Origin of the sequence: Adhaeribacter arboris (assembly GCF_003023845.1) — a bacterium.
Classification (GTDB): domain Bacteria; phylum Bacteroidota; class Bacteroidia; order Cytophagales; family Hymenobacteraceae; genus Adhaeribacter; species Adhaeribacter arboris.
Map to the genome: position 1 here is coordinate 1,116,857 of NZ_PYFT01000001.1, position 24,614 is coordinate 1,141,470.

The 24,614-nt window shown below is 40.7% G+C and carries 23 protein-coding genes and 1 pseudogene; 11 read left to right on the plus strand and 13 right to left on the minus strand.

Translation table 11 applies throughout. From position 1 onward, the window contains the following. The first annotated feature begins 14 nt into the window (after window positions 1–14). The gene (locus AHMF7605_RS04660) at window positions 15–1,043 is read left to right on the plus strand and encodes a N(4)-(beta-N-acetylglucosaminyl)-L-asparaginase (RefSeq protein ID WP_199200197.1); all 1,029 of its coding nucleotides are present in this window, start codon (window positions 15–17) and stop codon (window positions 1,041–1,043) included. A 226-nt stretch (window positions 1,044–1,269) separates the two neighbouring features. Continuing rightward, window positions 1,270–1,686, plus strand: a complete 417-nt coding sequence (locus AHMF7605_RS04665) for a response regulator (protein WP_106926913.1) — start codon at window positions 1,270–1,272, stop codon at window positions 1,684–1,686. Between the two features lie 16 nt (window positions 1,687–1,702). Here AHMF7605_RS04665 and AHMF7605_RS04670 read toward each other — a convergent pair whose 3' ends face one another. From AHMF7605_RS04670 to AHMF7605_RS04715, 10 genes and pseudogenes are all read right to left on the minus strand, one after another. Further along, the gene (locus tag AHMF7605_RS04670) at window positions 1,703–2,590 is read right to left on the minus strand and encodes an ATP-grasp domain-containing protein (protein ID WP_106926915.1); all 888 of its coding nucleotides are present in this window, start codon (window positions 2,588–2,590) and stop codon (window positions 1,703–1,705) included. A 52-nt stretch (window positions 2,591–2,642) separates the two neighbouring features. Beyond that, window positions 2,643–3,428 (minus strand): SDR family oxidoreductase, encoded by a 786-nt coding sequence (locus tag AHMF7605_RS04675; RefSeq protein WP_106926917.1) that lies wholly within the window; start codon window positions 3,426–3,428, stop codon window positions 2,643–2,645. Window positions 3,429–3,459: 31 nt separating this feature from the next. Then, on the minus strand, window positions 3,460–4,506 hold the full coding sequence (locus tag AHMF7605_RS04680; RefSeq protein ID WP_106926919.1) for a patatin-like phospholipase family protein: 1,047 nt from the start codon (window positions 4,504–4,506) through the stop codon (window positions 3,460–3,462). Between the two features lie 842 nt (window positions 4,507–5,348). Beyond that, entirely contained in the window at window positions 5,349–6,449 is a 1,101-nt protein-coding gene (locus AHMF7605_RS04685; protein WP_106926921.1) for an AMP-binding protein, read from the minus strand. Window positions 6,450–6,671: 222 nt separating this feature from the next. Further along, window positions 6,672–7,495, minus strand: a pseudogene (gene menB / locus AHMF7605_RS04690) (1,4-dihydroxy-2-naphthoyl-CoA synthase). Between the two features lie 183 nt (window positions 7,496–7,678). Further along, complete coding sequence (locus AHMF7605_RS04695) at window positions 7,679–8,194, minus strand: DoxX family protein (protein WP_106926923.1); 516 nt, start codon at window positions 8,192–8,194, stop codon at window positions 7,679–7,681. A 41-nt stretch (window positions 8,195–8,235) separates the two neighbouring features. Continuing rightward, window positions 8,236–8,673 (minus strand): DoxX family protein, encoded by a 438-nt coding sequence (locus AHMF7605_RS04700; protein WP_106926925.1) that lies wholly within the window; start codon window positions 8,671–8,673, stop codon window positions 8,236–8,238. Window positions 8,674–8,748: 75 nt separating this feature from the next. Then, window positions 8,749–10,446, minus strand: coding sequence for a 2-succinyl-5-enolpyruvyl-6-hydroxy-3-cyclohexene-1-carboxylic-acid synthase (gene menD, locus AHMF7605_RS04705; protein WP_106926927.1), 1,698 nt, complete (start codon window positions 10,444–10,446; stop codon window positions 8,749–8,751). 2 nt (window positions 10,447–10,448) lie between these two features. Continuing rightward, window positions 10,449–11,660 (minus strand): chorismate-binding protein, encoded by a 1,212-nt coding sequence (locus tag AHMF7605_RS04710; protein ID WP_233218944.1) that lies wholly within the window; start codon window positions 11,658–11,660, stop codon window positions 10,449–10,451. Between the two features lie 221 nt (window positions 11,661–11,881). Beyond that, window positions 11,882–12,352 carry a hotdog fold thioesterase gene (locus AHMF7605_RS04715; protein ID WP_317046495.1) on the minus strand — a complete coding sequence of 157 codons (471 nt, stop codon included), beginning with the start codon at window positions 12,350–12,352 and terminating at the stop codon, window positions 11,882–11,884. Window positions 12,353–12,369: 17 nt separating this feature from the next. Between AHMF7605_RS04715 and AHMF7605_RS04720 the strand changes: the two genes are divergently transcribed. The 3 genes from AHMF7605_RS04720 to AHMF7605_RS04730 all read left to right on the plus strand — a co-directional run bounded on the left by AHMF7605_RS04720 (window position 12,370) and on the right by AHMF7605_RS04730 (window position 15,693). Then, window positions 12,370–12,993 (plus strand): histidine phosphatase family protein, encoded by a 624-nt coding sequence (locus AHMF7605_RS04720; protein ID WP_106926931.1) that lies wholly within the window; start codon window positions 12,370–12,372, stop codon window positions 12,991–12,993. Between the two features lie 276 nt (window positions 12,994–13,269). Further along, on the plus strand, window positions 13,270–15,009 hold the full coding sequence (locus AHMF7605_RS04725) for a pyruvate dehydrogenase complex dihydrolipoamide acetyltransferase (protein WP_106926933.1): 1,740 nt from the start codon (window positions 13,270–13,272) through the stop codon (window positions 15,007–15,009). 138 nt (window positions 15,010–15,147) lie between these two features. Then, a complete protein-coding gene (locus AHMF7605_RS04730) occupies window positions 15,148–15,693 on the plus strand; it encodes an NADPH-dependent FMN reductase (protein ID WP_106926936.1) in 546 nt (181 codons plus the stop codon). A gap of 50 nt (window positions 15,694–15,743) precedes the next feature. On the opposite strand, the gene AHMF7605_RS04735 is transcribed toward AHMF7605_RS04730, so the two are convergent. Beyond that, the gene (locus AHMF7605_RS04735; RefSeq protein WP_106926938.1) at window positions 15,744–16,283 is read right to left on the minus strand and encodes a hypothetical protein; all 540 of its coding nucleotides are present in this window, start codon (window positions 16,281–16,283) and stop codon (window positions 15,744–15,746) included. Between the two features lie 50 nt (window positions 16,284–16,333). Next, entirely contained in the window at window positions 16,334–16,561 is a 228-nt protein-coding gene (locus AHMF7605_RS04740; RefSeq protein ID WP_106926940.1) for a hypothetical protein, read from the minus strand. An 84-nt stretch (window positions 16,562–16,645) separates the two neighbouring features. Between AHMF7605_RS04740 and hslV the strand changes: the two genes are divergently transcribed. The 6 genes from hslV (at window position 16,646) to AHMF7605_RS04770 (ending at window position 22,857) form a co-directional block, all read left to right on the plus strand. After that, window positions 16,646–17,194, plus strand: coding sequence for an ATP-dependent protease subunit HslV (hslV, locus tag AHMF7605_RS04745; RefSeq protein ID WP_106926943.1), 549 nt, complete (start codon window positions 16,646–16,648; stop codon window positions 17,192–17,194). Between the two features lie 127 nt (window positions 17,195–17,321). Further along, complete coding sequence (locus tag AHMF7605_RS04750; RefSeq protein WP_106926945.1) at window positions 17,322–18,293, plus strand: deoxyhypusine synthase family protein; 972 nt, start codon at window positions 17,322–17,324, stop codon at window positions 18,291–18,293. Between the two features lie 98 nt (window positions 18,294–18,391). Beyond that, complete coding sequence (locus AHMF7605_RS04755; protein WP_106926947.1) at window positions 18,392–19,672, plus strand: outer membrane beta-barrel protein; 1,281 nt, start codon at window positions 18,392–18,394, stop codon at window positions 19,670–19,672. A gap of 196 nt (window positions 19,673–19,868) precedes the next feature. Then, window positions 19,869–21,158 carry an outer membrane beta-barrel protein gene (locus AHMF7605_RS04760; protein ID WP_106926949.1) on the plus strand — a complete coding sequence of 430 codons (1,290 nt, stop codon included), beginning with the start codon at window positions 19,869–19,871 and terminating at the stop codon, window positions 21,156–21,158. 34 nt (window positions 21,159–21,192) lie between these two features. Next, entirely contained in the window at window positions 21,193–21,762 is a 570-nt protein-coding gene (locus tag AHMF7605_RS04765) for a YdeI/OmpD-associated family protein (RefSeq protein WP_106926951.1), read from the plus strand. A gap of 102 nt (window positions 21,763–21,864) precedes the next feature. Next, window positions 21,865–22,857: a glycosyltransferase family 2 protein gene (locus AHMF7605_RS04770; RefSeq protein ID WP_106926953.1), complete on the plus strand. Its 993-nt coding sequence runs from the start codon at window positions 21,865–21,867 to the stop codon at window positions 22,855–22,857. 114 nt (window positions 22,858–22,971) lie between these two features. Here the strand turns inward: AHMF7605_RS04770 and AHMF7605_RS04775 are convergent, their stop codons facing one another. Further along, complete coding sequence (locus AHMF7605_RS04775; protein ID WP_106926955.1) at window positions 22,972–24,234, minus strand: glycosyltransferase; 1,263 nt, start codon at window positions 24,232–24,234, stop codon at window positions 22,972–22,974. Window positions 24,235–24,614 lie beyond the last annotated feature (380 nt).

Consider the following 24,614-nt stretch of genomic DNA (forward strand, 5'->3'; position numbering starts at 1 on the left):
TTAAAATTGAAAATATGTCTTTACTCGGCCGTCGTAAATTTATCAAAGCTTCTTCACTAGGAATGTCCCTGTTGGCTTTTGATCGTTCTGTTTTTGCCTCAGCTTTGCCCGAAAATAAATTTGCTCCTCTGGCACCCATTGTAATTTCTACCTGGGATTTCGGTATTCCCGCCAATCAAGCCGCCTGGAAAATTTTAAGTCAGGGCGGCCGGGCCTTAGATGCGGTTGAAGCCGGGGCCCGGATTCCGGAAGCAGATTTAAATAATCACAGTGTGGGTCGCGCCGGCTATCCGGACCGGGATGGCTACGTAACCTTAGACGCTTGCATAATGGATGAACAAGGAAATTGCGGGGCGGTAGCCGCCCTGGAAAATATTGATCATCCCATTTCCGTGGCCCGGCTGGTAATGGAAAAAACGCCGCACGTTTTTTTAGTAGGCACGGGTGCCACCCAATTTGCCCTAGAAAACGGCTTTAAAAAAATGAAATTACTTACGCCCGAGTCAGAGAAAGCCTGGCGCGAATGGTTAAAAGAAGCGAAGTATAAACCAACCATAAACGTCGAAAACAAATTGTACCGGCCGGATAAATTACCCGGCAATAAATTCAACCACGATACCATTGGCATGTTGGCCCTGGATGCAAAAGGTAATTTATCGGGCGCTTGTACTACAAGCGGAATGGCTTTTAAAATGCACGGCCGGGTAGGAGATAGCCCCATTATTGGCGCCGGATTGTACATCGACAACGAGGTGGGTGGCGCTACTTCTACGGGGGTAGGAGAAGAAGTAATCCGGAACGTAGGCAGCTTTTTAGTAGTAGAATTAATGCGGCAAGGTTACTCTCCCGAAAAAGCTTGCCAAACCGCGGTGCAGCGAATCATTAACAAAAAACCGGAGAAAGCGAAGGATCTGCAGGTAGGATTTCTGGCGTTGAACAAAAAAGGAGAATACGGGGCTTATGCCATTCAAAAAGGATTTTCTTACGCGGTTTGCACTTCCGAAAAACAAGATTTGCTGCTGCCAAGTAAAAGTAATTTTTAAATATCGAACAAGAACGTAATGTTGTATTAGAATAAGGTTAAAGTGGATTAATAAGGTTTAAATAGTCGTAATATATTGTTATTCTATATTGTAAATACTATAGAATACGGGCAAAAATTTAGCTAAATATTAGAACATATTATGAGTTAATGGTTATTATCCGGATATTTGTATCTATTGATATTCTTCTGGATAGTCTTTGTAAAAGCATTGAACCGAGTACCTTATGAGTAAGCTGAATTCTGTATTATTAGTGGATGATAACGAAACAACTTGTTTTATTAATCGCTTATTACTGGATAAATTAAATATTGTTCAAGAACTCCTAACTGCCCGCGACGGCCGTGCTGCTTTAGATTTACTACAGCAACGTTTAAACGCGGGTCAGGAATTACCCGAACTTATTCTGCTGGATATTAAGATGCCGGGGATGGATGGATTCGAGTTTTTTTCGGAATATAAAAAACGGCCGGAATTTGCTTCCAGTCTTATCGTCATGCTCACTACTTCGCAAAACACCCGCGATCTGGAACAAGCTAAATCCCTGGGTATTCCTTTTTACTTAACTAAACCTTTAACCCCGCAAAAAATTACCGATATTGTTAATTCTCATTTCAAAATGAAACAATCTAATAGTATTTAGTCTTTCCTTTTCGAATTTAGGTTTTACCAGTTAAATTTTGCAGCGCCTGGTAATAATTATCTAAGGAATTTTCGCAGGTAAATAAAAACAAAAAGGGCTCAATCAATTCGAGTTCCATCAACATAAAACTACCATTTACCTCTAAACCATCTACCCGGGCATAGAGGCAGTCTTTGGCAAATTTTTCCACAATTCCGCTGGCTTCCAGCAGCAAGTGCGCCGGCGGGTCGGTCGGGAAAATGCTGCCGCCCAAATAGTGCTGCACCCGAAAGTCGCCTTCTTGGGGAGTTTTTAATAAACAATGGCTGAAGCTCCCGTCAAAATAAATAAACGACCACTCGCCCTGCGTTTGTACTTCGGCAAGAAACGGTTGCGCCAGAAAAGCTTCCTGCGCAAATAAAGCGTTTAATTTGATGGCTTGTTCTTCGGCGGTTTCGCGGGTTACGGCAAAGGTATTTTTTGCGCCACCGCTCACGCAGGGTTTGATAATGATTTTATCGGTGCCAAACTGCCGGAAAAGCTTATCTATTTTAAAAGCTTGACCCGGTTCAATCCAAACGCTGGGAGTAATGGTAAAACCAGCTGCCGCAATTTCGTGCAAGTAATGTTTATCGGTGTTCCAACGCACGGTTTTCAGCGGATTCAGCATCCGGATATTTTTTTGTTCAATCAGATCGAGCCAATCTCTGAAATCCAGAATATAATCAAAATAATCCCAGGGCGATTTTAAGATTAACAAGTCGTACTGTTCCCAATTTACCTGCGGATCGTTCCAGACTTCGAAAGTAAGATCCAGCCCTTTACCTTTTAAGAAATTAAATAATTCCGTGTCTTCGTTTTCTACCGAAGACGTATATTTTCCCTGATCGTTGTAGGTTATAAGCGCTATTTTAGAAGATGACATATTCGCTATGAAGGATAAATAAACATTTGAAGCTAAGTAGGTTTCAATAATCCTAAAACCCGTACACCGAAAAGCCGCCATCAATGGCCAAGCATTGCCCGGTAATGTAGCTGGCAGCGGGCATACATAAAAAAGCGGCGGCCGCAGCTACTTCGGCGGGTTCACCTACCCGTCCCAGGGGCGTGCGGCTGAGTACATCTTTTAAATAATCCTCGTTTTGCAATACCGCGTCGGCTAATGGTGTCCGAATATACCAGGGTGCCAGGGCATTTACCCGAATGTTATCTCCGGCCCACTCCACCGCTAAATTCTTGGTTAACTGAATCATCGCGGCTTTGGTCATGCCGTATATGGCACCCGTACGAAGGTGGTTTAAACCAGAAACCGAAGATATTTGAATAATATTGCCTTGCTCGGCTTGTTTCAGGGCGGGGTATAATAACTGGCTTAAATGAAAAGCGGAAGTAAGATTAGTATCTAATAATAACTGGTACTCTTTCTCAGAATAAGCAACGGTTTTCTTCCGGATATTGGTGCCTACGTTATTTACTAAAATGTCCAGCTTGCTCCAACTAGCCATGATAAACTGAGTAAGGCGCAAACGGTCTTCGGAGCGGCTTAAATCGGCAGCTATTCCCTTAACGGGCAAATTTTGTTCATTCCATTCGGCTAATAAACTATCCAACTCCGCTTGTTTTCGAGCAACAATTAATACTTCGGCTCCTAAATGTAAAAACTCTTCGGCTATGGCACGGCCAATGCCTTTGGTACCCCCGGTAATAAGCGCGCGCTTACCCGTTAAAGTCCAGCGGTTATTCTTTTTAAGTGTATTATTCATTTTGGGCAGAAATTTAATAATTATTCTTATTCTACTTGTTCCGAAAAAACTGCTGTACTCCTTCGTGGCCGCTGGTCAATAAAATAACTTTATCTTTCTCGGATAAACGCCGGATGCGGGCTCCATAGCCTTTAGTACTAACGGAAATGGTGCGTTCCCAGTCTTCGGGTTGCAATTGCGGCCGGTTTAAACTTTCGATAACCATAGTATAAAAGGCGCTTACGTATTCCGTAAAATTTAGGACGGGTAGAGGAGCCAGTCCGGATTGCGTTTGATCATAGGCAATCTGCTGATCGGTATCTAGGCGCAGACCTAAAGTTTCTGGATTATAAAAAGGTAATTTCACCGGTAAATCGGTACCTGTAAAGTATTTAGGCTCGTCGAATAAGTTAAGCGGGTAATTCGCAATAATGCCGCCATCTACAAGTATATCAGCGGACTGGCCCTTTTTAGGATTGGGAATAATGTTGCCGGCGGAATCCACAAATACGGCTTGGAAAAACAAGGGAATAGACATGGAAATACGCACGGCATCGCTAATTTTCATGTTAGGTGAAGTTTCATGAGAAAATATTTCTACTCGTTGTTTCGTCAGGTTGGTGCCGGTGGCGTAAAAATCCCGGCAATTATTTATGCCTGCCAGTAGGTGCAACTGAGCAAAAGTAAGGTGCGGGTTACCCGTTTTAGCCGCGATTAATCTTTCTAGCCAGGACTTAAACTTTTCGCCCCGGTACCAGCCGTACCGGTTACGCAACCGGTGAAATCCACCGAAAAAGATAAACCGGCCATCGGTAAATTTCTGAATGGGAGTTTTAAAAGTAATGTCGGAAATTTCTTTCGGGGAATAGCCAACGGCTAAAAGCACGGCTTGAATTGCTCCAGCCGACGTACCAGCTACCCGGATTATCTGCGGTAAAATAGCTCGCTGTTCCAGTTCGGCCAACGCCCCACCGTAAGCAATGCCTCGAATGCCGCCGCCTTCCAGAACTAAGTTTCGGTAAACGTAAGGTGTTTGGGCGAAGGTAAAGGCATAAGTAAAACTAATAAATACGAATACAAGCAGGCCAAAGCGAATCATCAGATAAAACCAAATTATAAAATAATTTTCTCGAAAAAGTAAGTTACTAGTTTACAGCCAAATAATTAAAACTAATACTTTAATTCGGGAGTTATTTTAATGGCTTGTTCCTGAGGCGAAGAAGACTTCCGGATTAATCCAACCATAATCTTCGTCGTACAATTTGAAATTAGTAAAAGAAAGATGCCGTTCGCCGGCGGCAATGGCGTGCCGGGAGCGGCAGAATAAAACTAAAGTTTGCGGACCGGAGGCAATAGTGCCTTGTAATTCCGGTTCATTGCTTAGGATAATTTCGAGTTCGGTAATTCTGCGGCGGATAGCGTTTGTTTCGGTGTAGCTGCTATATATAAAAGCCGGGATTGTCCATTAATACAATCCGGACGATGGGGGATGTTACTACCTGGTTCTTAGCCGAGCTCGTGTCTATGTCCAGCCGAAGATTTTCTTTATTCGAACTTAAGACAATATCTTATAACCGGCTCCCAATAAGAATTTCCATAATATTTTGCAAAGTAGCAGCCGGGTTTCTAGGGAATACTAATTCTGTGCTCCTAACAAGCCTAGCAAAACTAAATACTACTATTTACCTCAAGGCAGATACTTCAGAAAAGCAGTGATTGTTTTATATTTTAAAGCTTTCTGGTTAGTTGCTGACCTACACCCTAAAATCAATATTGGGCTTGAATCAATAAATGAAGCAAGAGGTAAATTATTTCGCTACTAATATTTGAATAATTTTGCCTCGTTTAATCTCATAGTCTTTCGTAGACGAGCGATTTTCTTGTTTGTTGATTTTTAAGGTGCCGGGAAGAGTTAGGCTTAGTAAGTATTCAAAACAAATCTTAAAGTAAATTTTTTAAGGTAGCGGGCTTATCGATTTTACCAGTTGGTGTGGTACAAAAATCAGAAATATATTGAAATGCTTTCGGTACTTCGTACTTATTTAAAACCTGATTGAGGCGCCTCTTCAGCGCTTCTTCTTCGGTGTTATTCAGTTTTTCACCTTCCAATACTGCCACTACTCGTTGGCCTAATTTATCGTCGGGCAAAGCGGTTATAAACGAACGTTTGTCGAGTTGAAGATCCAACAGGGCCTGAGCCAATACTACTTCTACTTTTTCGGCTTGTACTTTAATTCCCCCGCTATTTATGGTATTATCCACCCGACCTAGCCATTCAAATTCATGTTTTGAAACCAGGTTTACCAGGTCATTGGTTACTATGAGTTGATTAGCGGTAAGATCGCCGGTAATAGTTAAACAACCCCGACCATCGGTGCCTAGTTGTACGGAACTAGCTGCCCGAAAATAAGCATCGGGCTGGCTACCGTTTAAACGCTTTAAAGCAACATGCGACGAAGTTTCGGTCATGCCGTAAGTATGGTAAACCGGCGCCTCAATTGCTTGAACTTGTTTAATTAAATCTTTACTAACTGCCGCACCTCCTACCAAAATAGCTTTCATTTGGTTGAGCAAATATTTTTTTTCCGGCGACTCAGCTATTATTGCTTGCAGCTGCATGGGTACAAACGATCCAAACTCAAATTTATCCGGACCATTAGGAGGTAAATATTTAACAGGATTTCCAATGGGCTCGATAATGGTTAAATTTAAATTCCCCACAAATCCCCGGACCAGCATCATCATGCCGCCAATGTACTCGGTATTCAGGCAAACCAAAGCCCGATCGTTTTTTTGTAGATTCAGTGCCTGTAAAGTATAACGGGCACTGGCTTCCATTTGGACCCGGGTTAAGGTAATTAGTTTTGGAGCACCCGTAGAACCCGATGTATTAATGGCAATTTCCTGCACGCCGTTGAGCCAGTTCCGACAAAATTCGAGCGTGGTTACTTCGTAGCCGTTTAAAGGTATGCTGTTCCGAAAAGAGTAATTAGCAATCTCTTCGTAGTAAAACTTTTTACCATTCAGCAGCAGGTGATCCATGAGTCGTTGTTAGTTGCTGATTGTTAGTTGTTAGTTATTGGCTAAATGTTTATTAGATTAGTTTTAAGAACAGAGAAAAACTACATAAAGTAAAATCAATTTCTTTCCTTTTATTTAAGAGAAAACAGTATTTTTTAAATAAACTAATTTACTCGGCATACCTATTAGGTTACTATTCAAAATCCCAAACTAACAACCAACAACCAACAACTAGCAACTAAATCAAGGGAATTTAGGAAACTTAGAAAAATCGGGTTTACGTTTTTCCATGAAAGCATTTTTACCTTCTTTGGCTTCGTCGGATAAGTAATAAAGCAAAGTGGCATTACCGGCTAATTCCTGTATACCCGCCTGTCCATCGAGTTCGGCATTAAAGGCTGACTTTAACATGCGCAAGGCAATAGGGCTCTTTTCCAATATTTTATGGCACCATTCAACTGTGGTTTCTTCTAAATTTTCGAGAGGAACAACTTTATTTACTAAGCCCATCTCTAAAGCTTCCTGCGCATTATACTGATCGCATAAAAACCAGATTTCGCGGGCTTTTTTCTGACCAACAATCCGGGCGAGATAAGAAGCCCCAAAACCGCCATCGAAGGAACCCACCTTCGGACCCGTCTGGCCGAATCGTGCGTTTTCGGCAGCAATACTTAAATCACAAATTACGTGTAACACATGGCCCCCCCAATCGCCCATCCGGCTACCATGGCAATTACCGGTTTCGGAATGCGCCGGATTTGCATTTGTAAATCCAATACGTTTAAACGGGGCACGGCATCTTCGCCGACATAACCACCGTGCCCACGTACGCTTTGGTCGCCGCCGCTGCAAAATGCCTGTCCGCCTTCGCCGGTTAAAATAACAACGCCAACATCAGGATTTTGCCGGGCCAACTCCATGGCATCACTCATTTCCTGAACCGTGAGCGGGGTAAAAGCATTGTGCTTATGAGGTCGGTTAATACTTATTTTCGCGATACCTTGGTAATAGGAGAACAGAATTTCTTTGTATTCTTTTAAGATTTGCCAGTTGTACTTACTTTGCATAGGGTATATGAATTAGCTTACTCCGGTTGATAAATGCGCCCGAAGGTAAATTATACGCCGGAAAAATAAAATGAATAATCAGATATATATAAAACAAAAGCCACCGCTTAAGGTTGCGGTGGCTTTTGTTTTACTTAAAATAAGCACTATTAAAATGTTCGATTGCAGCGTTTTATTTCTGGCTCAAGTTTCTTCGTAATGTTCCAGATATTTATCAACCGACCAGGGTCCAGAACCAATAATAAAACTACTGATAAGGAGGATTAAGGTAAATAAAGCGGTCCACCATTCAAAAGTAGTTGTATTTAAATTGACTTCCGTCCAGACAAAGTTTATCCCCCCCTGAGCCATTGTATTACCAGCATCCATTCGCATGCCGGGCATCGTAAAAAGTACCGCTCCCAGCAGGATAGGAAGTTGGAAAAAAATGGCAATACGGGTAAGAAATCCTAAGGCGATAAATAAACCGCCTATAATGTGCATGTACGCAATAAACTGAACCAGTAATTGAGCATTCCAATTAACGTTAGTCCCATTTAGCGCGTTAATGTTAGAAATAAACATTTGCACGGAATCGATTTGGCTGAGAACAATAAAGCCTTTCACAAACAGAAAAACGCCTAAACCCATTCGCACAAAATCAAACCAGGCCGGATAATGCGTAGAGGCCCAGTTTTCAATTCTTTGAGTAATTTCCATAGCAATTTAATTTAAAATAATTAGCTACTTATAAGATGAAATTAAACCTCACGGTGAGTACGCATGTAATGGTCAATGGACCAACGGCCGGAATCGAAAATGAAGAAAACAATCAATAAGCATAGCGTTAATACCGAAACCCACCATTCGGTATTAATGGATCCGTATTCTAAACCAGGACGGACAAATAAAACCGCTCCAATAAGAATAGGAAGTTGGAATAGAACCGCAAGGCGGGTTACTAAGCCCATGGCAATGAGTAAACCACCCACCAAATGCGCAAAAGCAATGTAGTGCGCAAACCAAAAGGACGACCAATCCATGTTAATGTTTATCAGCAATCTTTCTAACACGGCAATGTCGCTGATAAATATCAGCCCTTTAACGAAGAGGAAGATTCCGAGACCAAGCCGGATAAAGTCGAGCCAAATGGGATGATGCCGATCTGCCCACAGGTTCATTTTGTGCGTTACTTCCATAATCCTGTTAATTTTAAAGCGTCTAATCAAATATACGATTTAAAATGAAACCATGACTAAGTTATTGAGACAAAGTTACTTACTTTTAAAAGGTGAGTGCTGGCGGTACAATTGAAAAAAATCCGCGTTTTTTTCACTTTGGGTAAATATTTCTAATATACCGGGCCCATTCTTCCAAAAAATATTCAGGTTTTCGGCTAATTGCTGCAAGTTCTCGCAAGGGTAATATTTCAAATTAAATTCCTGTGCGGTTAAACGGGCATCTAAAACCTGCTTTGTTTCGAAAAATTCAGCTAATTCCTGCTGCTGGCGCGGCCCGTCTATTAACCGGAAAATGCCGCCAGCGTGGTTGTTGAGAAGAATAATCCGCAAATTGAGCGGGAGATAATTATGCCACAAACCATTGCGGTCGTAGAAAAAAGCTAAATCGCCGGTGATTAAGGTGGTGATTAAATTTGTGCTGAGGGCGCTGCCTACGGTGGTGCTGGTACAGCCGTCGATACCGCTCGTTCCCCGGTTCGCAAATACGGTAATATTTTGTTCAGGTCTTAAGCTGATAATATTGGCATAACGCACGGCCATGCTATTGGCGAGATGCACTACGCTGTTATTTGGTAAATTCTCTAAAATGCGGGCAAAAGCAATAAATTCATTAAAATTGTTTTGGCCTAAAAATTCTTGCAAATAATTACTTGCTGTTTTTTCCTGTTCCAGCCATTCAGCCTGGTAAGTTTTAGTATTTGCCTCCTTGCCGTTTGGTATTAGGGAAAAAAAGCTTTGCGGGGTACACCGGATTACCCGCGTAAGGGACTGAAAGGGATCGGCTACTTCACCGGCTGCTTGCAAGTGCCAGTGTTCATGCGCTGGAAATGCTCTTAAAAATAGTTTTAAGTTTTTCGAAATATTGGATAACCCAAGAGTAATTAATAAATCAGGCTGTAATTCAGATGCTTTTTTAGTGGCATTCCCATTTAAGAATACATCGTGGTAGCGGATAACTTCTGGCAGGTTATGTTGGTTACTGATAATATCGGCTACTACTACCGCGCCCGTATTCCGGGTAAAATACTGTAAAGGTACTTGACAGACTGGATCTGGATAGTGCTGCCCGGCCACTACAAGTATTTTTGTAAAAGTAGTTAACTCTTCTTCCAATGGGGCTCGCTGCGTGTTGGTTAATTCATAGGCATTGCTCCATTCCTGAATAACTTTTACTTCTTGATTATATTCCAAAGTTTCGCCGGGTTTGGGGTAGAAAGGCTCCCGCAAGGGCACATTTACTTGTACCGGACCGGGGGGGTAGGCTTTTGTCTCCAGAATAGCTTCGGATAGGAGTCGTTGGGCGAACCAGTTAGCATCCGGATGTTGGGTATCCACGGGAAAAGAAAAGCTGCGTTTAATGTGCGCTCCGTAAATATTTTCCTGCCGGATGGTTTGGCCATCCAGTTGATCAATCCATTCGGCGGGCCGATCGGCGGTAAATACCAGTAAAGGAACTTGTTGGTAAAAAGCTTCGGCTACGGCCGGACTATAATTTAAAGCCGCCGTTCCGGAGGTACAAACTAAAACCACCGGTTGCCGGGTCGTTAAAGCCATACCTAGACCAATAAAGGCCGCCGCCCGCTCATCGCTTATGGTGCGTACCTGAATAGCCGGATGCCGCGCAAAAGCTAACGTTAAAGGCGCGCAGCGAGATCCGGGAGAAAGTATTACCTCTTTAACGCCGTGTTGCGCACAAATTTCAGCAATATTAAATACAGCTTGTAGGTTCATAATTATTCGGTGCGGAAAACCTGGCGCATGGTATCCATTTTCAGGCGGGTTTCGAGCCATTCCTTATCCGGTTCCGATTCAGCAGTTATACCCGCTCCGGCGTAGGTAAGCGCTACTTGCTCCAGTAATTGGGTGCAACGCAAATTCACAAAAATATTGGATTCACCGTTAATATTTACCGGCCCCAGAAAGCCGCTAAAATAGGCCCGGTCGTAACCTTCCTTTTGCCGAATAAAGTTGGTAGCGGGTTCTTTGGGCATGCCGCACACCGCCGAAGTGGGATGCAGCAGTTGTAACATTTGGGTTCCTAAAGTTGGAAAGGGCACTTGGTTCATATCCACGGTAAAATCAGTACGCAAGTGCATTAAGTTACCCGCTAAAACTGTCCGCGGACCTATTTCGTGGTACTCCCGGAGGCGAATACTTTTAAAGCAATTAAGTACGTAACGCTCCACCATCGATTGTTCTTCGATTTCTTTCTGCTGCCACATGGCTTTAGCCGGATTACTATCCGGAGTTAAGGCCTGGGTGCCAGCCAAAGCTACGGTCTTAAAAATTTTGTTTTTAGATACTTGCACCAATATTTCGGGCGAAGCGCCCATCCAGGTACCTGTATCCGGAATAGAAACCAGCGAAGTAAAAGCAGTCGGATACGTTTCCTGCAGGCGAATAAAGGTGTCCATTACATCAAACCCGGGCAATAATTCGGTCGCCCGAACCCGCGAAAGCACCACTTTTTCCAGTTGGCCCGCTTCAATTGCCTGAATACCTTCCTGAACCAGATTTTTAAAATCTATTTCGGGAGTTTGATGGGGTTTTACTTTCCGGCTCACGTGCCAGTTATTCGCCGAAGCGCTCTGTTTAATTTTATCGAAATAATCTTGTAACCGTTGTATCAAGGCCACATAATCCGGATTTTCGTTTAACTTAAAGTTAAACTTTAACTTAGCTGATAAACTGCTGTAAGTGATATCCGCTTTAATAAATTGAGCCGGGTACTTTTCGGAAACCTGAAACGGGTAAAAAGCAAAGCCCGAGATACCCGATTCCAGTTGCGGCACTTCGCAGGAAGTTTGGGCGGGGCGTAAAGATACGCATAATTTAATTTCGGGATTATTGCCGGGTAAACGCCACACCGCTACGGGTAATTGAAACCGGATGGCCGTAGCAAATAAAGCTTTTAAAATTATTCTAAAATCGCCTTCTAAATTCACTCAGTTGTAACCTAGTTCTTGTGTAATGTTGGTACCAGAAGTGTTGGAGTAAACTAACTTTGGTCCGTTCATTAAACTTTATGTAAGAAAATTTTTAATCTAAAACGAATCCCGCAAGTAGTAAAGAGGAATTGTTGTTCTACTCGCCCTTAACTTTTGGTAACTACACCTTATTAACAACAAATAATTAAACCTTTTGTCTTTTTATAAAACATACTTCATTATCTTTTTGCCCGGTCTAAAACCGCTAAAGTTAAACGGCTCACACAAACCAAATCACCGTTGCCGTTGGTAATTCTTATATCCCAAACCTGGGTTTTATTCCCAATATGTACGGCCGTGGCTTTCCCGTAGACAAAACCATTACGCACACTTTTTAAATGATTCGCGTTAATTTCAATACCTACACAAGCTTGTTTTTCCGAATCTACCTGCATTAACCCGGCTACGCTGCCTAAGGTTTCGGCGAGAGCTGCCGAAGCACCACCGTGTAACAGGCCCATGGGTTGTTGGGTGCGGTAGTCCACGGGCATTTTGCCGCATAAATAATCTTCTCCCATTTCGGTGAACTCCATACCTAGGTAGCCACCCATGGTATTTTGGTTCCAACTATTTAATATTTCAAGCGTATAATCGGCTTTTTTCATACCTTGTCTATTCGCATTCGGCCTGATATTCGTATTTTGCGCCAAACAAAAGTAGATTAAAATTGAGTATCAAAAAAGTTTACTTACTTCGCCACGGACAAACCGATTATAATCTGCAAGGTATTATCCAAGGCAGCGGGGTAGATTCATCGTTAAATGAAACGGGTAGGGAGCAAGCCCGGTTATTCTTTCAAAGCTATAAACACGTCGCTTTTGATAAAGTTTACACCTCGGTACTCCAACGCAGCATTCAATCCGTACAAGGCTTTATAGACTTAGGAATTCCGCACGAGAAACACGCCGGTTTAAACGAGATTTGCTGGGGCACGCGCGAGGGTACCCGGGTAACTCCTGAAGAAGATGCCTATTATTTCGAGGTATTACAAAAATGGCAGAACGGCGACATAAATTTAAGAATAGAGGGAGGGGAAAGTCCGCAGGATGTAGCTGACCGGCAGCAAAATTTCTTAGATGTGCTACTTTCCCGGCCCGAGGAGGAAACTGTTTTAATTTGCATGCATGGCCGGGCCATGCGCATTTTATTGTGTAAATTACTTAACTATCCGTTACACTGCATGGATATTTTTGAACACCACAACCTGTGTTTATATCTACTACAGTATACGGGCAGCTTGTTTAGCGTTCACCGGCATATGGATATTGAGCATCTAAGACCCATGTTTTGATTAGTCGATAGACGATAGTCCATAGACCATGGTTCATAGTTGAAGGTCTGTTTTTTAAGGTTGATAGTACGTGCCGATGGTTTTAAGTGAGGAATTATTGGTTTAAGCTGTCAAAACTTTTAGATTTTGTTTAAATATTATAACGAATTGGCACATTTTCTCCTAAAACTGTAGACCTTAGACTAAGGACTATGGACTATCATCTATCGACTAATATAAAACTTTGATTAAAATAATTTTCAATCTATTTTTGAACATCAAAAACAAAACATAAACATGGCCGAAGTTATAAAAATGCCGAAGATGAGTGACACAATGACCGAAGGGGTAATTGCATCGTGGCTAAAAAAAGTGGGTGATACCGTAAAATCAGGAGATATTTTAGCCGAGGTGGAAACCGATAAGGCTACGATGGAACTAGAATCATACGAAGATGGCACGCTACTCTTCGTTGGGCCGAAAGAAAAAGACTCTGTTCCGGTGGATGGCGTATTAGCCATTATCGGTAAACAAAATGAAGATATATCCGGCTTGTTAAGCCAAATCCAAGGTGGTGGAAGTGCACCAGCAGCGGCCGAAAAACCAGCCGAACCTGCTGCTCCTGTCGCAGAGAAACCTGCCGCCAGTCCGGCACCCGCTGCGCCCGCGTCGGCACCATCTGGCGCGCCGGTAAAAGCTTCGGTAATTACCATGCCGAAAATGAGTGACACCATGACGGAAGGTACCATTGCTAACTGGCTAAAAAAAGTGGGCGATAAGGTAAAATCCGGCGATATTTTAGCGGAAGTGGAGACCGATAAAGCCACCATGGAGCTGGAGTCGTACGAAGACGGCACTTTACTCTACGTAGGCGTGGAGGCCGGTAAATCAGTGGCGGTAGATGGCGTAATTGCTATTATTGGCGAAGAAGGTGCCGACTATCAGCAATTACTAAATGGCGGTAGCGGCGGAGCAGCTCCGGCTCTAGCTACCCCTAATCAAAATTTAGAGCAGGCAGATGAACAGATAGAAAATGCCCAAACGGATGCTCAGTTAAATAACAGTACACCTGCCGGTTCAAACCCCAATGTGAGTGTTCCGGCCCAGGGAGCAAACGGGCAATTTGCTCAGCCCGCCTCGGCAAATACCGGCGGACGGATTTTTGCTTCGCCATTAGCCAAGCGGATAGCGGAAGAAAAAGGGATTGATTTAGGTCAGGTTAAAGGAAGTGGGGATAATGGTCGCATTGTAGTAAAAGATGTAGAATCATTTACTCCAGCCGCCGCTCCGGTAGCTGCTCCAGCCTCGGCACCAACTCCAACTAAACCTCAACCAGTTGCTGCGGGTACGGCCAGTCAGGATTACGAGGAAGTACCTGTTTCGCAGATGCGCAAAGTAATAGCCAAACGTTTAAGTGAAAGTTTATTTACGGCGCCCCACTTTTATTTGACCATGGAGATCGATATGGACAAAGCTATTGAGACTCGTAATGCCTTAAATGAGGTAAGTCCGGTTAAAATTTCTTTTAACGATTTAGTAATTAAAGCTACAGCCGCCGCTTTACGTTCGCATCCGGCCGTTAATTCGTCGTGGTTAGGCGATAAAATACGGTTTAACAAACAAATTAATATTGGGGTAGCCATGGCCGTGGAAGAAGGTTTACTGGTACCGGTAGTGCGCCAGGCCGATCAAAAAAGCTTATCCCAAATCGCCGGGGAAGTAAAAGATTTTAGCGGCAAGGCAAAAGCAAAGAAACTGCAGCCCGCCGATTGGGAAGGAAATACGTTTACTATTTCTAACTTAGGTATGTTTGGTATCGAAGAATTTACCGCTATCATCAATCCGCCGGATGCTTGTATTATGGCGGTAGGTGGCATTAAACAAACACCGGTGGTAAAAAATGGCCAAATTGTGGTAGGCAATGTAATGAAAGTTACTTTATCCTGCGACCACCGGGTAGTAGACGGAGCAGTTGGCTCCGCTTTCCTGCAAACTTTCAAGAAACTTCTGGAAGATCCAATTCGTATTTTAGTTTAATTTTAATAAACAATAATAACCAAAAGCCTTTCTCAAACGAAAGGCTTTTTTTTGCGAACCTTTCAATTTAAGAAATAGCTATTCTGAACCTTTAGCCATAAACGCGTATAGTACAGTTTAATTTGAGGAATTTAGTTTATGAACATCGAAATTATATCGGGAAGTCCGCGTGCCGAAAGTGTTACATTTAGAGCGGCTCTTTACCTGCACCGTTTATTCACCTCCAAAACAAATCACCATATTGGATTAATCGATGTACGGGAACATGGGTTTGGCTTGTTGCAAAAAGTAATTGTATCCGTGGAGAAAGCGCCGGAAGAACATAAAGCCCTAGCCAAAAGAATGTTTGCAGCGGATGCCTTTATTTTAGTTACCCCAGAATATAATGGCAGTTATTCACCGGCGCTTAAAAACTTGCTCGATCATTTCCCGAAGCAAATCCATAAACCTTTTGGCATTGTTACGGGTTCCGCGGGGGTCATGGGAGGAATGCGGGCCAGCCAGCAAATGCAATTACTCATTAATGCCTTATTCGGGATAGCTTCTCCTTATATGTTGGTTATACCGTTTATAGATAAGAAAATAGATGCCGAAGGTAACTTGATCGAGGGTAGTTTTCAGAGTAATGTGGATACTTTCGTGCAAGAGTATGTATGGCTAGCCGAAAGAATTAGCGAAAAGTAATGGGTAAGCAGTAGGTTTTACGTTGAAAGTTAAAAATTAAATCCTATTACCTATTTTAAATAAAACCAACCACCCGCTGTATTATTAAAAGCAACTAAACCCATGTTTTGGCTATAATAAATTTCAATAAACGAAACTTGATTCGGCACATTATTACCGTAAATATGTAGCACGTTTTTATATACTTTGCCGTTTAAAGTAATTTCTTTTAAATACTGATCGCGCCAGTCGTTGGTAATATACAATTCCGAAACACTGTTAAATAAAGCTTCTACATTTTTGGCTGGCGGTTGCCGATAGTAGGAATTTAGCTTTACCAGAACGCCTTGCGTGAGAACTACATTGAATTGAAAAGAAGTATCCGCCTGATTAGTTAAGATGGTTTCTACGGTTTCAATCTGGTAATCACCGCAAACTTTATCCTGACCGGTTTCTTGCCGATGGATTTTTCTTATTCTAAAAGATAAAGAATCCTGGTTTTCGTTCTGAAATCTTATTTGTTGATTTGCCTGATAAGGTGCCCAGGAACTTATCTGGGCATCTAATTTCAAACTTTCGTTGGAGCAGCACGAACTTAGTACGAAAATCATCCAACCTATTATAGTACAATGGGTATGCTTATATAAAATATGGATAGAAATCACAAAATTAAATTAGGTATAGCTGAGCTTGTTTTAATCGAAACTAAATTTTTTAAATGAAATAGTTCTTGATTTTTAGCATGGGCAATAAGTAGTTTTCCAACCCAAATGTTAACTCCCTGCCCGCTGCAAATTAAACTATTTTGAATTAAGCCGGATAATGAACCAGAAATGGAATACAAAAAATCCTGCACTTCTATATTATTTAAATAGCTTTGCGCTTTCAATTGAACCCTTAATTAATCTAAAAGGAAAACCCAATTGCTGGTTTAGAAGTTGTACGTAATTATCAAGTTTTTAGAATTAAGAAAATGGCGCTCGAAAAAATAAGATCCACTACCGTTTTAGGGGTAGTCCATAATGGTCAGGTGGCCTTAGGGGCCGATGGCCAAGCCAGTATGGGCAATACCATAGCCAAAAGTAACGTAAAGAAAATAAGAAAACTGCTCGATGGCAAAATAGTTACGGGCTTTGCCGGTTCTACCGCCGATGCTTTTACCTTGTTGGAGCGTTTTGAAGAAAAATTAAATGCCTACAGCCAGAACATGAAACGTGCGGCTATTGAATTAGCTAAAGATTGGCGCACCGACCGTTATTTGCGGCGTCTGGAAGCCATGATGGTAGTAGCTAATAAAGACGAACTATTGGTAATTTCCGGTACCGGCGACGTGCTGGAACCCGATAACCAGATTGCGGCCATAGGATCAGGCAGTATGTACGCCCAAGCCGCGGCAACTGCGCTTAAAAAACACGCGCCTCATTTAACCGCCGAAGAAATGGTACGCGAAGGTTTATCCATTGCGGCCGACATTTGCGTATTTACCAATCACAATTTGATTATTGAAAAACCAACCGGATAAATTCTTCTTTAATTGAATTAAAATAGCTCGTTTATAGTTTGACCAATAGTTTTAAGAAAGCTTTAGGCAATAATTAAACGAGCTTCTTTTAAATCATTCATCATAAATTAAAAAGCTTTAACATAGAATGAAGGTAACGGAATTTTTAAAAAATCAATACAGGCATTTTAACGCTGCCGCCTTAATAGATGCGGCCGAAGGTTATAAAACCCACTTAGCGAACGGTAATAAAATGCTGGTAACTTTAGCCGGCGCCATGAGTACCGCGGAACTAGGCATTAGCTTAGCGGAAATGATCCGGCAAGATAAAATCCATGCTATTAGCTGTACCGGAGCTAACCTGGAAGAAGATATTTTTAACCTGGTCGCCCACGACTTCTATGAGCGCATTCCGCATTACCGCGATCTTACCGCTCAGGACGAAGAAGATTTACTGAATCGGCACATGAACCGCGTAACGGATACCTGTATTCCAGAAATGGAGGCCATGCGCCGCATTGAAGATACCGTATTAAAGTTTTGGGAAAAAGCCGATCAGGAATGCAAAGCTTATTTTCCGCACGAGTTTTTTTATCAGATTTTACTTTCCGGCGAGTTAGAGCAATACTACCAAATTGACCCAAAAAACTCCTGGATGTTGGAAGCGGCCAAGAAAAACCTCCCCATTTTTGTACCAGGCTGGGAAGACTCTACCTTAGGAAATATTTATGCGGGTCACGTAATTAGCGGCGACATCCAAAACGTGCATACCATGAAAACCGGTATCCAGTACATGATGCTGTTGGCAGATTGGTATACGCAAACGGCGAAAGAAGAATCTACCATTGGCTTTTTCCAGATTGGCGGCGGTATTGCCGGCGATTTCCCAATCTGCGTCGTTCCTATGCTGCACCAGGATTTACAACGTACCGGCGTACCCTTATGGGGTTATTTTGCTCAGATCTCTGATTCTACTACTAGCTATGGTTCTTATTCAGGTGCGGTACCTAACGAGAAAATAACCTGGGGTAAATTAGGCAAGGATACCCCTAAATACATCATTGAATCGGATGCTACTATTGTGGCTCCCTTAATATTCGCTATTGTATTGGATTTATAATATTAAAAATTTATTATATTTTAAGCCGGAGATATATAATTTCCGGCTTTTTTATTAATATTGCATAAAATATATATTTAATCAAGTTTATATACATTATGCAAAAAACTTTTACTTATTTACTTTGGGCCACTTTTTTACTGCTGGTTACTAACTTCAACACATTCGCCCAAAAAAACTTTACGCCTGGTTATTTAATTTCTTCGTCCCAGGATACTATAGCTGGTCTGATCGATAACAAAGAATGGGACCGGAACCCTTCCTATATTGATTTTAAATCAAATTCTGAAAGTACGATTCAACATTATACCATCCAACAACTAAACGGATTTGGCTTTGTCAACGGGGATGTTTACCGAAAAGCAGTAGTAAAGATTGACAAAACTCCGGTCCGGTTCGAAGAACTGTTGAATAACTCCAAACCTACTATTGTAAGTGATACCGTATTTTTATTAGAGCAGGTAAAAGGTTCTTTAAGCTTATATCACTTACTCGACGAGAAAGATAAAAGCCATTTCTTTATCCAAAAAGACGAAGGGCTTATCGATGAATTAATTCAGAGAAATTTTGTCTTTTATAAGAATAGTCAGCCATTGTTTGGCACTTCCGAGCAATATAAAGATCAATTAAAGTATTCTTACCTTCATGATTTTTCTGACTTATATTCGCAAATTACCAAAACCTCTTACACCAAAGCCGCATTAACTTCTTTGATACAAAAAGCTAATACGCGCTTAAATCCGGAGATTACTAAAACCATTAAAATAATTAGTAAACACGAAAGTAAATTTGGTTTAGTAGTTGGGGTAAATCTTACTCATTACCAATTTATCAGTGAGGGATATGAATACCTCACTAAAACGCATTTTACCTGGCAGAAAAACCCAATGATCGGTTTTTCGCACCAAATTATACTACCGCGCAACCGAAAAAAATATGCTATCTATAACGAGTTAGCCTGGAAAAGAAATTTCACGCAAGGCCAATTTGATATAAAAGATGCCACTTACTCTAGTACGGGTATCATTACCATTAAAGCCAATTATCTTGGTTTAACTTCGATGCTGCGTTACTCTTGGATGAATCAGAAATGTCAACCATTTATGAATGTTGGTTTAGCGGGTAATTATGCTACTTCGGTTACTACCCGCGTGCAAGCAAGCGAACAAGACCGTACAAACGAACAAACAACAGATAAATTTATTCTGGAACATCCCGGAAAATTTGAAGGAGGCATAGTAGTAGGCGGTGGAGTAAAAGTTAAACAAACAACCGCCGAAATTCGCCTGGAGAAAGGTACCGGTTATTTAAATCCGTATACTGAAATAGGTGCTCGTAAAACCATGCTCGCTTTTCTAGTAACGTACTACTTCAATTAAAATATAACCCCATCTTATATAAGATTTTAACTTAAATTATTGAATTTCAATTAGCTGATTTTTAGCTTACAAAAATAGAAAGGCAAACTTTATTACCGATTGACTTGGTAACAAATAACAGGAACTGCTGAATTTAGGTTTAAATAGTTTTCCTGCAAAAATAGTATTCATCCATTTACATCATTTCTAAAATCAAATGCAAACAAGATATACTTCCTTGTTTTGGATCAGCCTTTTACTTTTTTTACTTAGCAATAAAATTTATGGGCAAAGCAACTTTGTGAAGGCTTATTTAATTTTACCTTCGCAGGATACTATCCAAGGTTTAATTGATGATCAGAATTGGGCAAAAAACCCGAAGATAATCTCTTTTAAAAGAGGTGAAAACGCCACCATTCAAAAATATAAACCTGGTGAAATACGGGGATTTAGTTTGAATTCTGGTGAACAATACAACAGTCAAATTGTAACCATTGATAAATCGCCGACAGAACTTGCAACTTTAATAGAACAGGCTAAACTGGACAACAACTTTGTGGTAAAAGACACCGTTTTCTTAACGGTTTTGGTGAAAGGCTATGCCCATTTGTACTACTTAAAAGATGAAAATGCCAAAGTGCATTATTATTTACAAAAGCCAGGTATGTCTGTTCAAGAATTAATCCAACGAAAATCTATCTCTACCATCAAGGGCCAAAATTTGCTGGTTACTTCCGATATTTATAAAGGCCAACTGGTAAATATTTTTAGCGATTGTTTATCCTTACATTCCGAAATAAATAAAACGAATTACCGGAAAAATGAATTAATTCAATTAGCTCAAAAGTATAACAATTATAAAACCGGTGCTACAAGTCAAATAGTTAAAGGTAAACTTGATACAAATGTACAATTCGGATTGCTGGCGGGAATGAGTAAAACTAATTTACTTTTTTCGGGAAATCACACTAACTCTAAGTTAGCAGAGAGTAAATTTGAAACGAACGTAAACTGCATTATTGGCTTACATCTTGATTTTATCATGGAACGCAGCCGTAGGAAATGGTCAATGCATAACGAATTAGCCTGGAAACCTTATCAAACCAAAGCTACTTACCAGACCATTAAATCTGCGGATAATTACGAAAAAGGCACGTATACTTTAGCGTTTGGGTACGTAGGACTAACCAATTTGCTTCGTTATACCTTACCGTTTGCCAACATTAAACCTTTTATTAATGCTGGACTGGCGCAAAATTTTGCCCTTACTACCGTTAATAAGCACGCTAAAACCACACACTTTTACGCTCCGGATCAGGAAAGTACCGAAGCTGCCTTAGCGGACTACCGAAAATACGAGCAGGCACTCGTAATAGGTACCGGAATTACAGCTAATCGCCTATCCGCCGAGATCCGAATTGAAAAAGGTAACGGCATGTCTGCCTATACCGCCCTCAAATCTTCCAAGCAAATGATACTAGCCTTGATTTCTTACCGCATCCATTAAAACCTGTATATTCGTAAAGCAAATAAGAAAAGGTATGCTTACTCCGGCTGAAAAAATTAAAAATTACATGCAACAGGCACCGGCTTTTGCTCAACCTATTTGTTTTAAGTTACGGGAAATTATTTTGAAGGCGGTTCCGGATATCCAGGAAAGCTGGAAATGGTCGGCGCCGATTTACGAGAAGAATGGCCTAATTTGCGGGATAGCAGCATTTAAACAACATGTTAACCTGTCGTTTTTTTTAGGCGCTTACTTGAAAGATTCAGCTAATATCTTAATCGGCGAATCCAGCCGCAACATGCGAACCATTAAGTTCAGGGATGTTTCGGAAATTAACGCATCTATTATGGCAAATTACATTCAAGAAGCAGCAATTTTGAACCAGTCCAGTCTTGATCGTTCTTCTAAAACAATAGAAATTCCTGCCGATTTAGAACAAGCATTACATCAGCACCCCGTAGCATTAGCAATATTTGAAAAATTAGCTTTCACTCACCGTAAAGAATACGTACGCTGGCTCGAAGAAGCTAAGAAACCAGAAACTCGCCAACGGCGCCTGGAAAAAGCAATTGAAAGGATAGCTGCCGGAAAAAAGTACAGTTAAGCAAAGTCTCGGAGATTCAGCAATGATTAAATAAAAAAGTAAACTATAACTTCTTAAAACAAAGTAACATTATTGGTCGAATAACCGGAAAGTGTAACGTTTATGAAGTATTTAGACTATTCAACCGTTACCGGAGCTGCCAATTTATTATTAATGAAAGAACCATTCAGGGTATTGATAGCCATTATAACTTTTAAGCGACCAAGAGGACTAAAGCACTTATTAAAAACTTTGCAATCTCAAGAAGTGAGTGATGCTATACAGGTCGAGATTTTGGTGGTAGATAATGATTGCACCGGTGAAACCCCAAAAATTATTGCGGAGCTAGCGTCTACGGCATCTTTCAAATTAAATTTAGTAGAAGAACCGGAAAATGGCATTGTCTCTGCCCGGAATAAAGCTGTCGATTTTTTTTTGCAAACGTCCTTTCAGGCTTTAGTTTTTATCGACGACGACGAATGGCCCAGCAATACGACTTGGCTGCAAACCTTAGTAAATACTCAAATCCAAACCCAGGCCGATATTGTTACCAGCCTGGTACACGTAATAGCCAAAGATTCTTCTAAAAAATGGGTAGAAAAAGTTTTGGATTATGGCAGTCATATAAAAAAAAATGTAGGGCCGACAAACCGGTTTTACACTAACAATTTATTGCTAATGCGGCGGGTGTTAGAAGTTATAAATCCTGCTTTTGATATACGGTTTGCTTTTACCGGTTCCTCTGATCTTCATTTTTGTATTAAATGCCGACAAGCCGGTTTTAAGGCTGTTTTTACCCCGGACGCTCCGGTTCAGGAATATTACCCTATCTCCCGTTCCTCTTTGCGCTGGTTCTTTTTACGAGGGTATCGTGCTGGCGAAGGGGCCACCCGTGCCACGCTTTATGAAGGTACTTTCCCTTTTGCTTATTTTTATTGTTTAGCAATGAGTGGGGTCCGTTTCGTACGTGGTATTTTCAATATAGTAATTGGTCTTACTACAGTCGATAAAGCCATTATAGCCCGCAGTTTTCTGCAAGTTGGGTCGGCTTTAGGTACCCTAGGTGGTTTATTTGGCATGTCCTATCAGGAATACAAAACCATCCATGGTTCGTAGTTAATTAATTTTATCAAGAACTTAACTATATGATTTAAGATTAGTTTTTATTCCGTTTAAATGGCAGATTTCATAATAATTTATAGTTGGATGAAGAAAATTTATTTTAATATGTCAATTACTCCATCCTAAATTTTCTACATTTCTAACTACTTTTATGTATTTACCATACTGAACTGAATTTGTAAATTCAGTTCCTACTTCTTTACATCTACTCTTCATTTGCTGTAAATCACTATTTAACAGTAAAGTTATCGCGTTCACTAAAGAATCAACATCAGCGGCTTTATATTGATAACCTAGCTTTCTGGTAGTAACTAGATGTTCTAAATTTCTACCTAAACTATTGATTAAAGGAAGCCCCGCCGCAAAGTAATCATAACATTTAATTGGCATGGATACTGCCGATCCATCCGCATAGGTAGAAAAACCGAAATCGCAGAAAGAAAATAATTTGTATAACGTTTTGGTGGGTAAACTACCCAGGTAAATAATATTAGAACTAGCCTTAGCCGCTGATTTTACATTTTCTAATAAGGGGCCTTTGCCCGCAATCAAAAATTTAAGATTGGGCGCACTTACTTGCATTTTTTTTGCTGTTTCAAGTATCGAGGGTATATCGTATCCTTCTCCTAAAGTACCCGCATAAATTCCCCAAATATTACTTCCTTTTTCCGGCAAATGTAACTGAGTTAAAAGGCTACCATCGGCATCTTGCATTTCTTTTTCTAAGGAAGGTACATCACAACCCCAATAAACTACTTCTCCCGCAATTTTTTTATTGTACTGTAAAACCTGTTCCAGATAATCCGGAGATACGGCTGTAACAGCGGAGGCGTTTAAGTAAATATTTTTTCTCCTGTTGTAAAATGGCCAGAAAATTACTTTACTATACTTCCGTATCAGCTTAGGTAATTTTACTTCAAACGATTCTGGCCATAAATCAATTATATCTAAAATTAACTTAGCTTTAGCCTCTTGAATGAAGGATTTCAGAAAACTGTACATAAAAATTGCCGGCTCCTTCAGGATTACAATTGCGGGCGGCGGAATATTGTTAGGATTTGCTGCCACCCCTTTAGCGAAAGTTTGTTCATATTTGATTCGTTTAAACGAAATATGATGCTCATATCCAGTGGTTTCTACCAGTACAATATTTAAATTAGAATTAAGCCGAATTTGTTTTTGGTCGTTTACATAAGTTTTATCTTTATGGGAAAAATTTGATATAAATAAATGAACATTATAGCCAGCATTACTTAAAAATCTTGCTATTAAAAGATACCTACTGTCTCGCCAATTTAATTCCGGTATATCCGTATAAGGGTCAATAATCCAAATGCACTTCATATTTTTTGCTTTTTTCTCACCTGCCATGCTCGCTTATCAATAAAAGAATTAGTAGGCAAAAAAGAAAACTTAGGTACTAATTATTCCATCTATTTTATTAAAAGATTATGGATTAATGTCGTTTTCAATTTATTTAAGCGAAGAAATAATTATTAATGATTTAAAATTTTACGTAACAATTAAAAGCGGTAAAGTAATCCAGAATTGAAAATCAGGATCTTGCAGTACTATTTCAGATTATGTAACGGTGCAAAATTTAGTTTTTGCTCCGTAGCAACTATATTAGTAGTGCTTTACAAAAAATAGCGTGTAAAATTACAGTGAATAAAAAAGAATATCCCCGCCGCAAGCAGCGGAGTACCTGTTATAATTTTAGTTTGTTTCAACAAAAATGGTGGAGAATTAAA

What these genes read in the sequence shown, in the direction of transcription:
- AHMF7605_RS04660 (WP_199200197.1), top strand. Translation starts at nt 15, where the DNA reads ATGTCTTTACTCGGCCGTCGTAAATTTATCAAAGCTTCTTCACTAGGA.
- AHMF7605_RS04665 (WP_106926913.1), top strand. Translation starts at nt 1,270, where the DNA reads ATGAGTAAGCTGAATTCTGTATTATTAGTGGATGATAACGAAACAACT.
- AHMF7605_RS04670 (WP_106926915.1), bottom strand. Translation starts at nt 2,590, where the DNA reads ATGTCATCTTCTAAAATAGCGCTTATAACCTACAACGATCAGGGAAAA.
- AHMF7605_RS04675 (WP_106926917.1), bottom strand. Translation starts at nt 3,428, where the DNA reads ATGAATAATACACTTAAAAAGAATAACCGCTGGACTTTAACGGGTAAG.
- AHMF7605_RS04680 (WP_106926919.1), bottom strand. Translation starts at nt 4,506, where the DNA reads ATGATTCGCTTTGGCCTGCTTGTATTCGTATTTATTAGTTTTACTTAT.
- AHMF7605_RS04685 (WP_106926921.1), bottom strand. Translation starts at nt 6,449, where the DNA reads ATGGATCACCTGCTGCTGAATGGTAAAAAGTTTTACTACGAAGAGATT.
- AHMF7605_RS04695 (WP_106926923.1), bottom strand. Translation starts at nt 8,194, where the DNA reads ATGGAAATTACTCAAAGAATTGAAAACTGGGCCTCTACGCATTATCCG.
- AHMF7605_RS04700 (WP_106926925.1), bottom strand. Translation starts at nt 8,673, where the DNA reads ATGGAAGTAACGCACAAAATGAACCTGTGGGCAGATCGGCATCATCCC.
- menD (WP_106926927.1), bottom strand. Translation starts at nt 10,446, where the DNA reads ATGAACCTACAAGCTGTATTTAATATTGCTGAAATTTGTGCGCAACAC.
- AHMF7605_RS04725 (WP_106926933.1), top strand. Translation starts at nt 13,270, where the DNA reads ATGGCCGAAGTTATAAAAATGCCGAAGATGAGTGACACAATGACCGAA.
- AHMF7605_RS04730 (WP_106926936.1), top strand. Translation starts at nt 15,148, where the DNA reads ATGAACATCGAAATTATATCGGGAAGTCCGCGTGCCGAAAGTGTTACA.
- AHMF7605_RS04735 (WP_106926938.1), bottom strand. Translation starts at nt 16,283, where the DNA reads ATGATTTTCGTACTAAGTTCGTGCTGCTCCAACGAAAGTTTGAAATTA.
- hslV (WP_106926943.1), top strand. Translation starts at nt 16,646, where the DNA reads ATGGCGCTCGAAAAAATAAGATCCACTACCGTTTTAGGGGTAGTCCAT.
- AHMF7605_RS04750 (WP_106926945.1), top strand. Translation starts at nt 17,322, where the DNA reads ATGAAGGTAACGGAATTTTTAAAAAATCAATACAGGCATTTTAACGCT.
- AHMF7605_RS04755 (WP_106926947.1), top strand. Translation starts at nt 18,392, where the DNA reads ATGCAAAAAACTTTTACTTATTTACTTTGGGCCACTTTTTTACTGCTG.
- AHMF7605_RS04760 (WP_106926949.1), top strand. Translation starts at nt 19,869, where the DNA reads ATGCAAACAAGATATACTTCCTTGTTTTGGATCAGCCTTTTACTTTTT.
- AHMF7605_RS04765 (WP_106926951.1), top strand. Translation starts at nt 21,193, where the DNA reads ATGCTTACTCCGGCTGAAAAAATTAAAAATTACATGCAACAGGCACCG.
- AHMF7605_RS04770 (WP_106926953.1), top strand. Translation starts at nt 21,865, where the DNA reads ATGAAGTATTTAGACTATTCAACCGTTACCGGAGCTGCCAATTTATTA.
- AHMF7605_RS04775 (WP_106926955.1), bottom strand. Translation starts at nt 24,234, where the DNA reads ATGGCAGGTGAGAAAAAAGCAAAAAATATGAAGTGCATTTGGATTATT.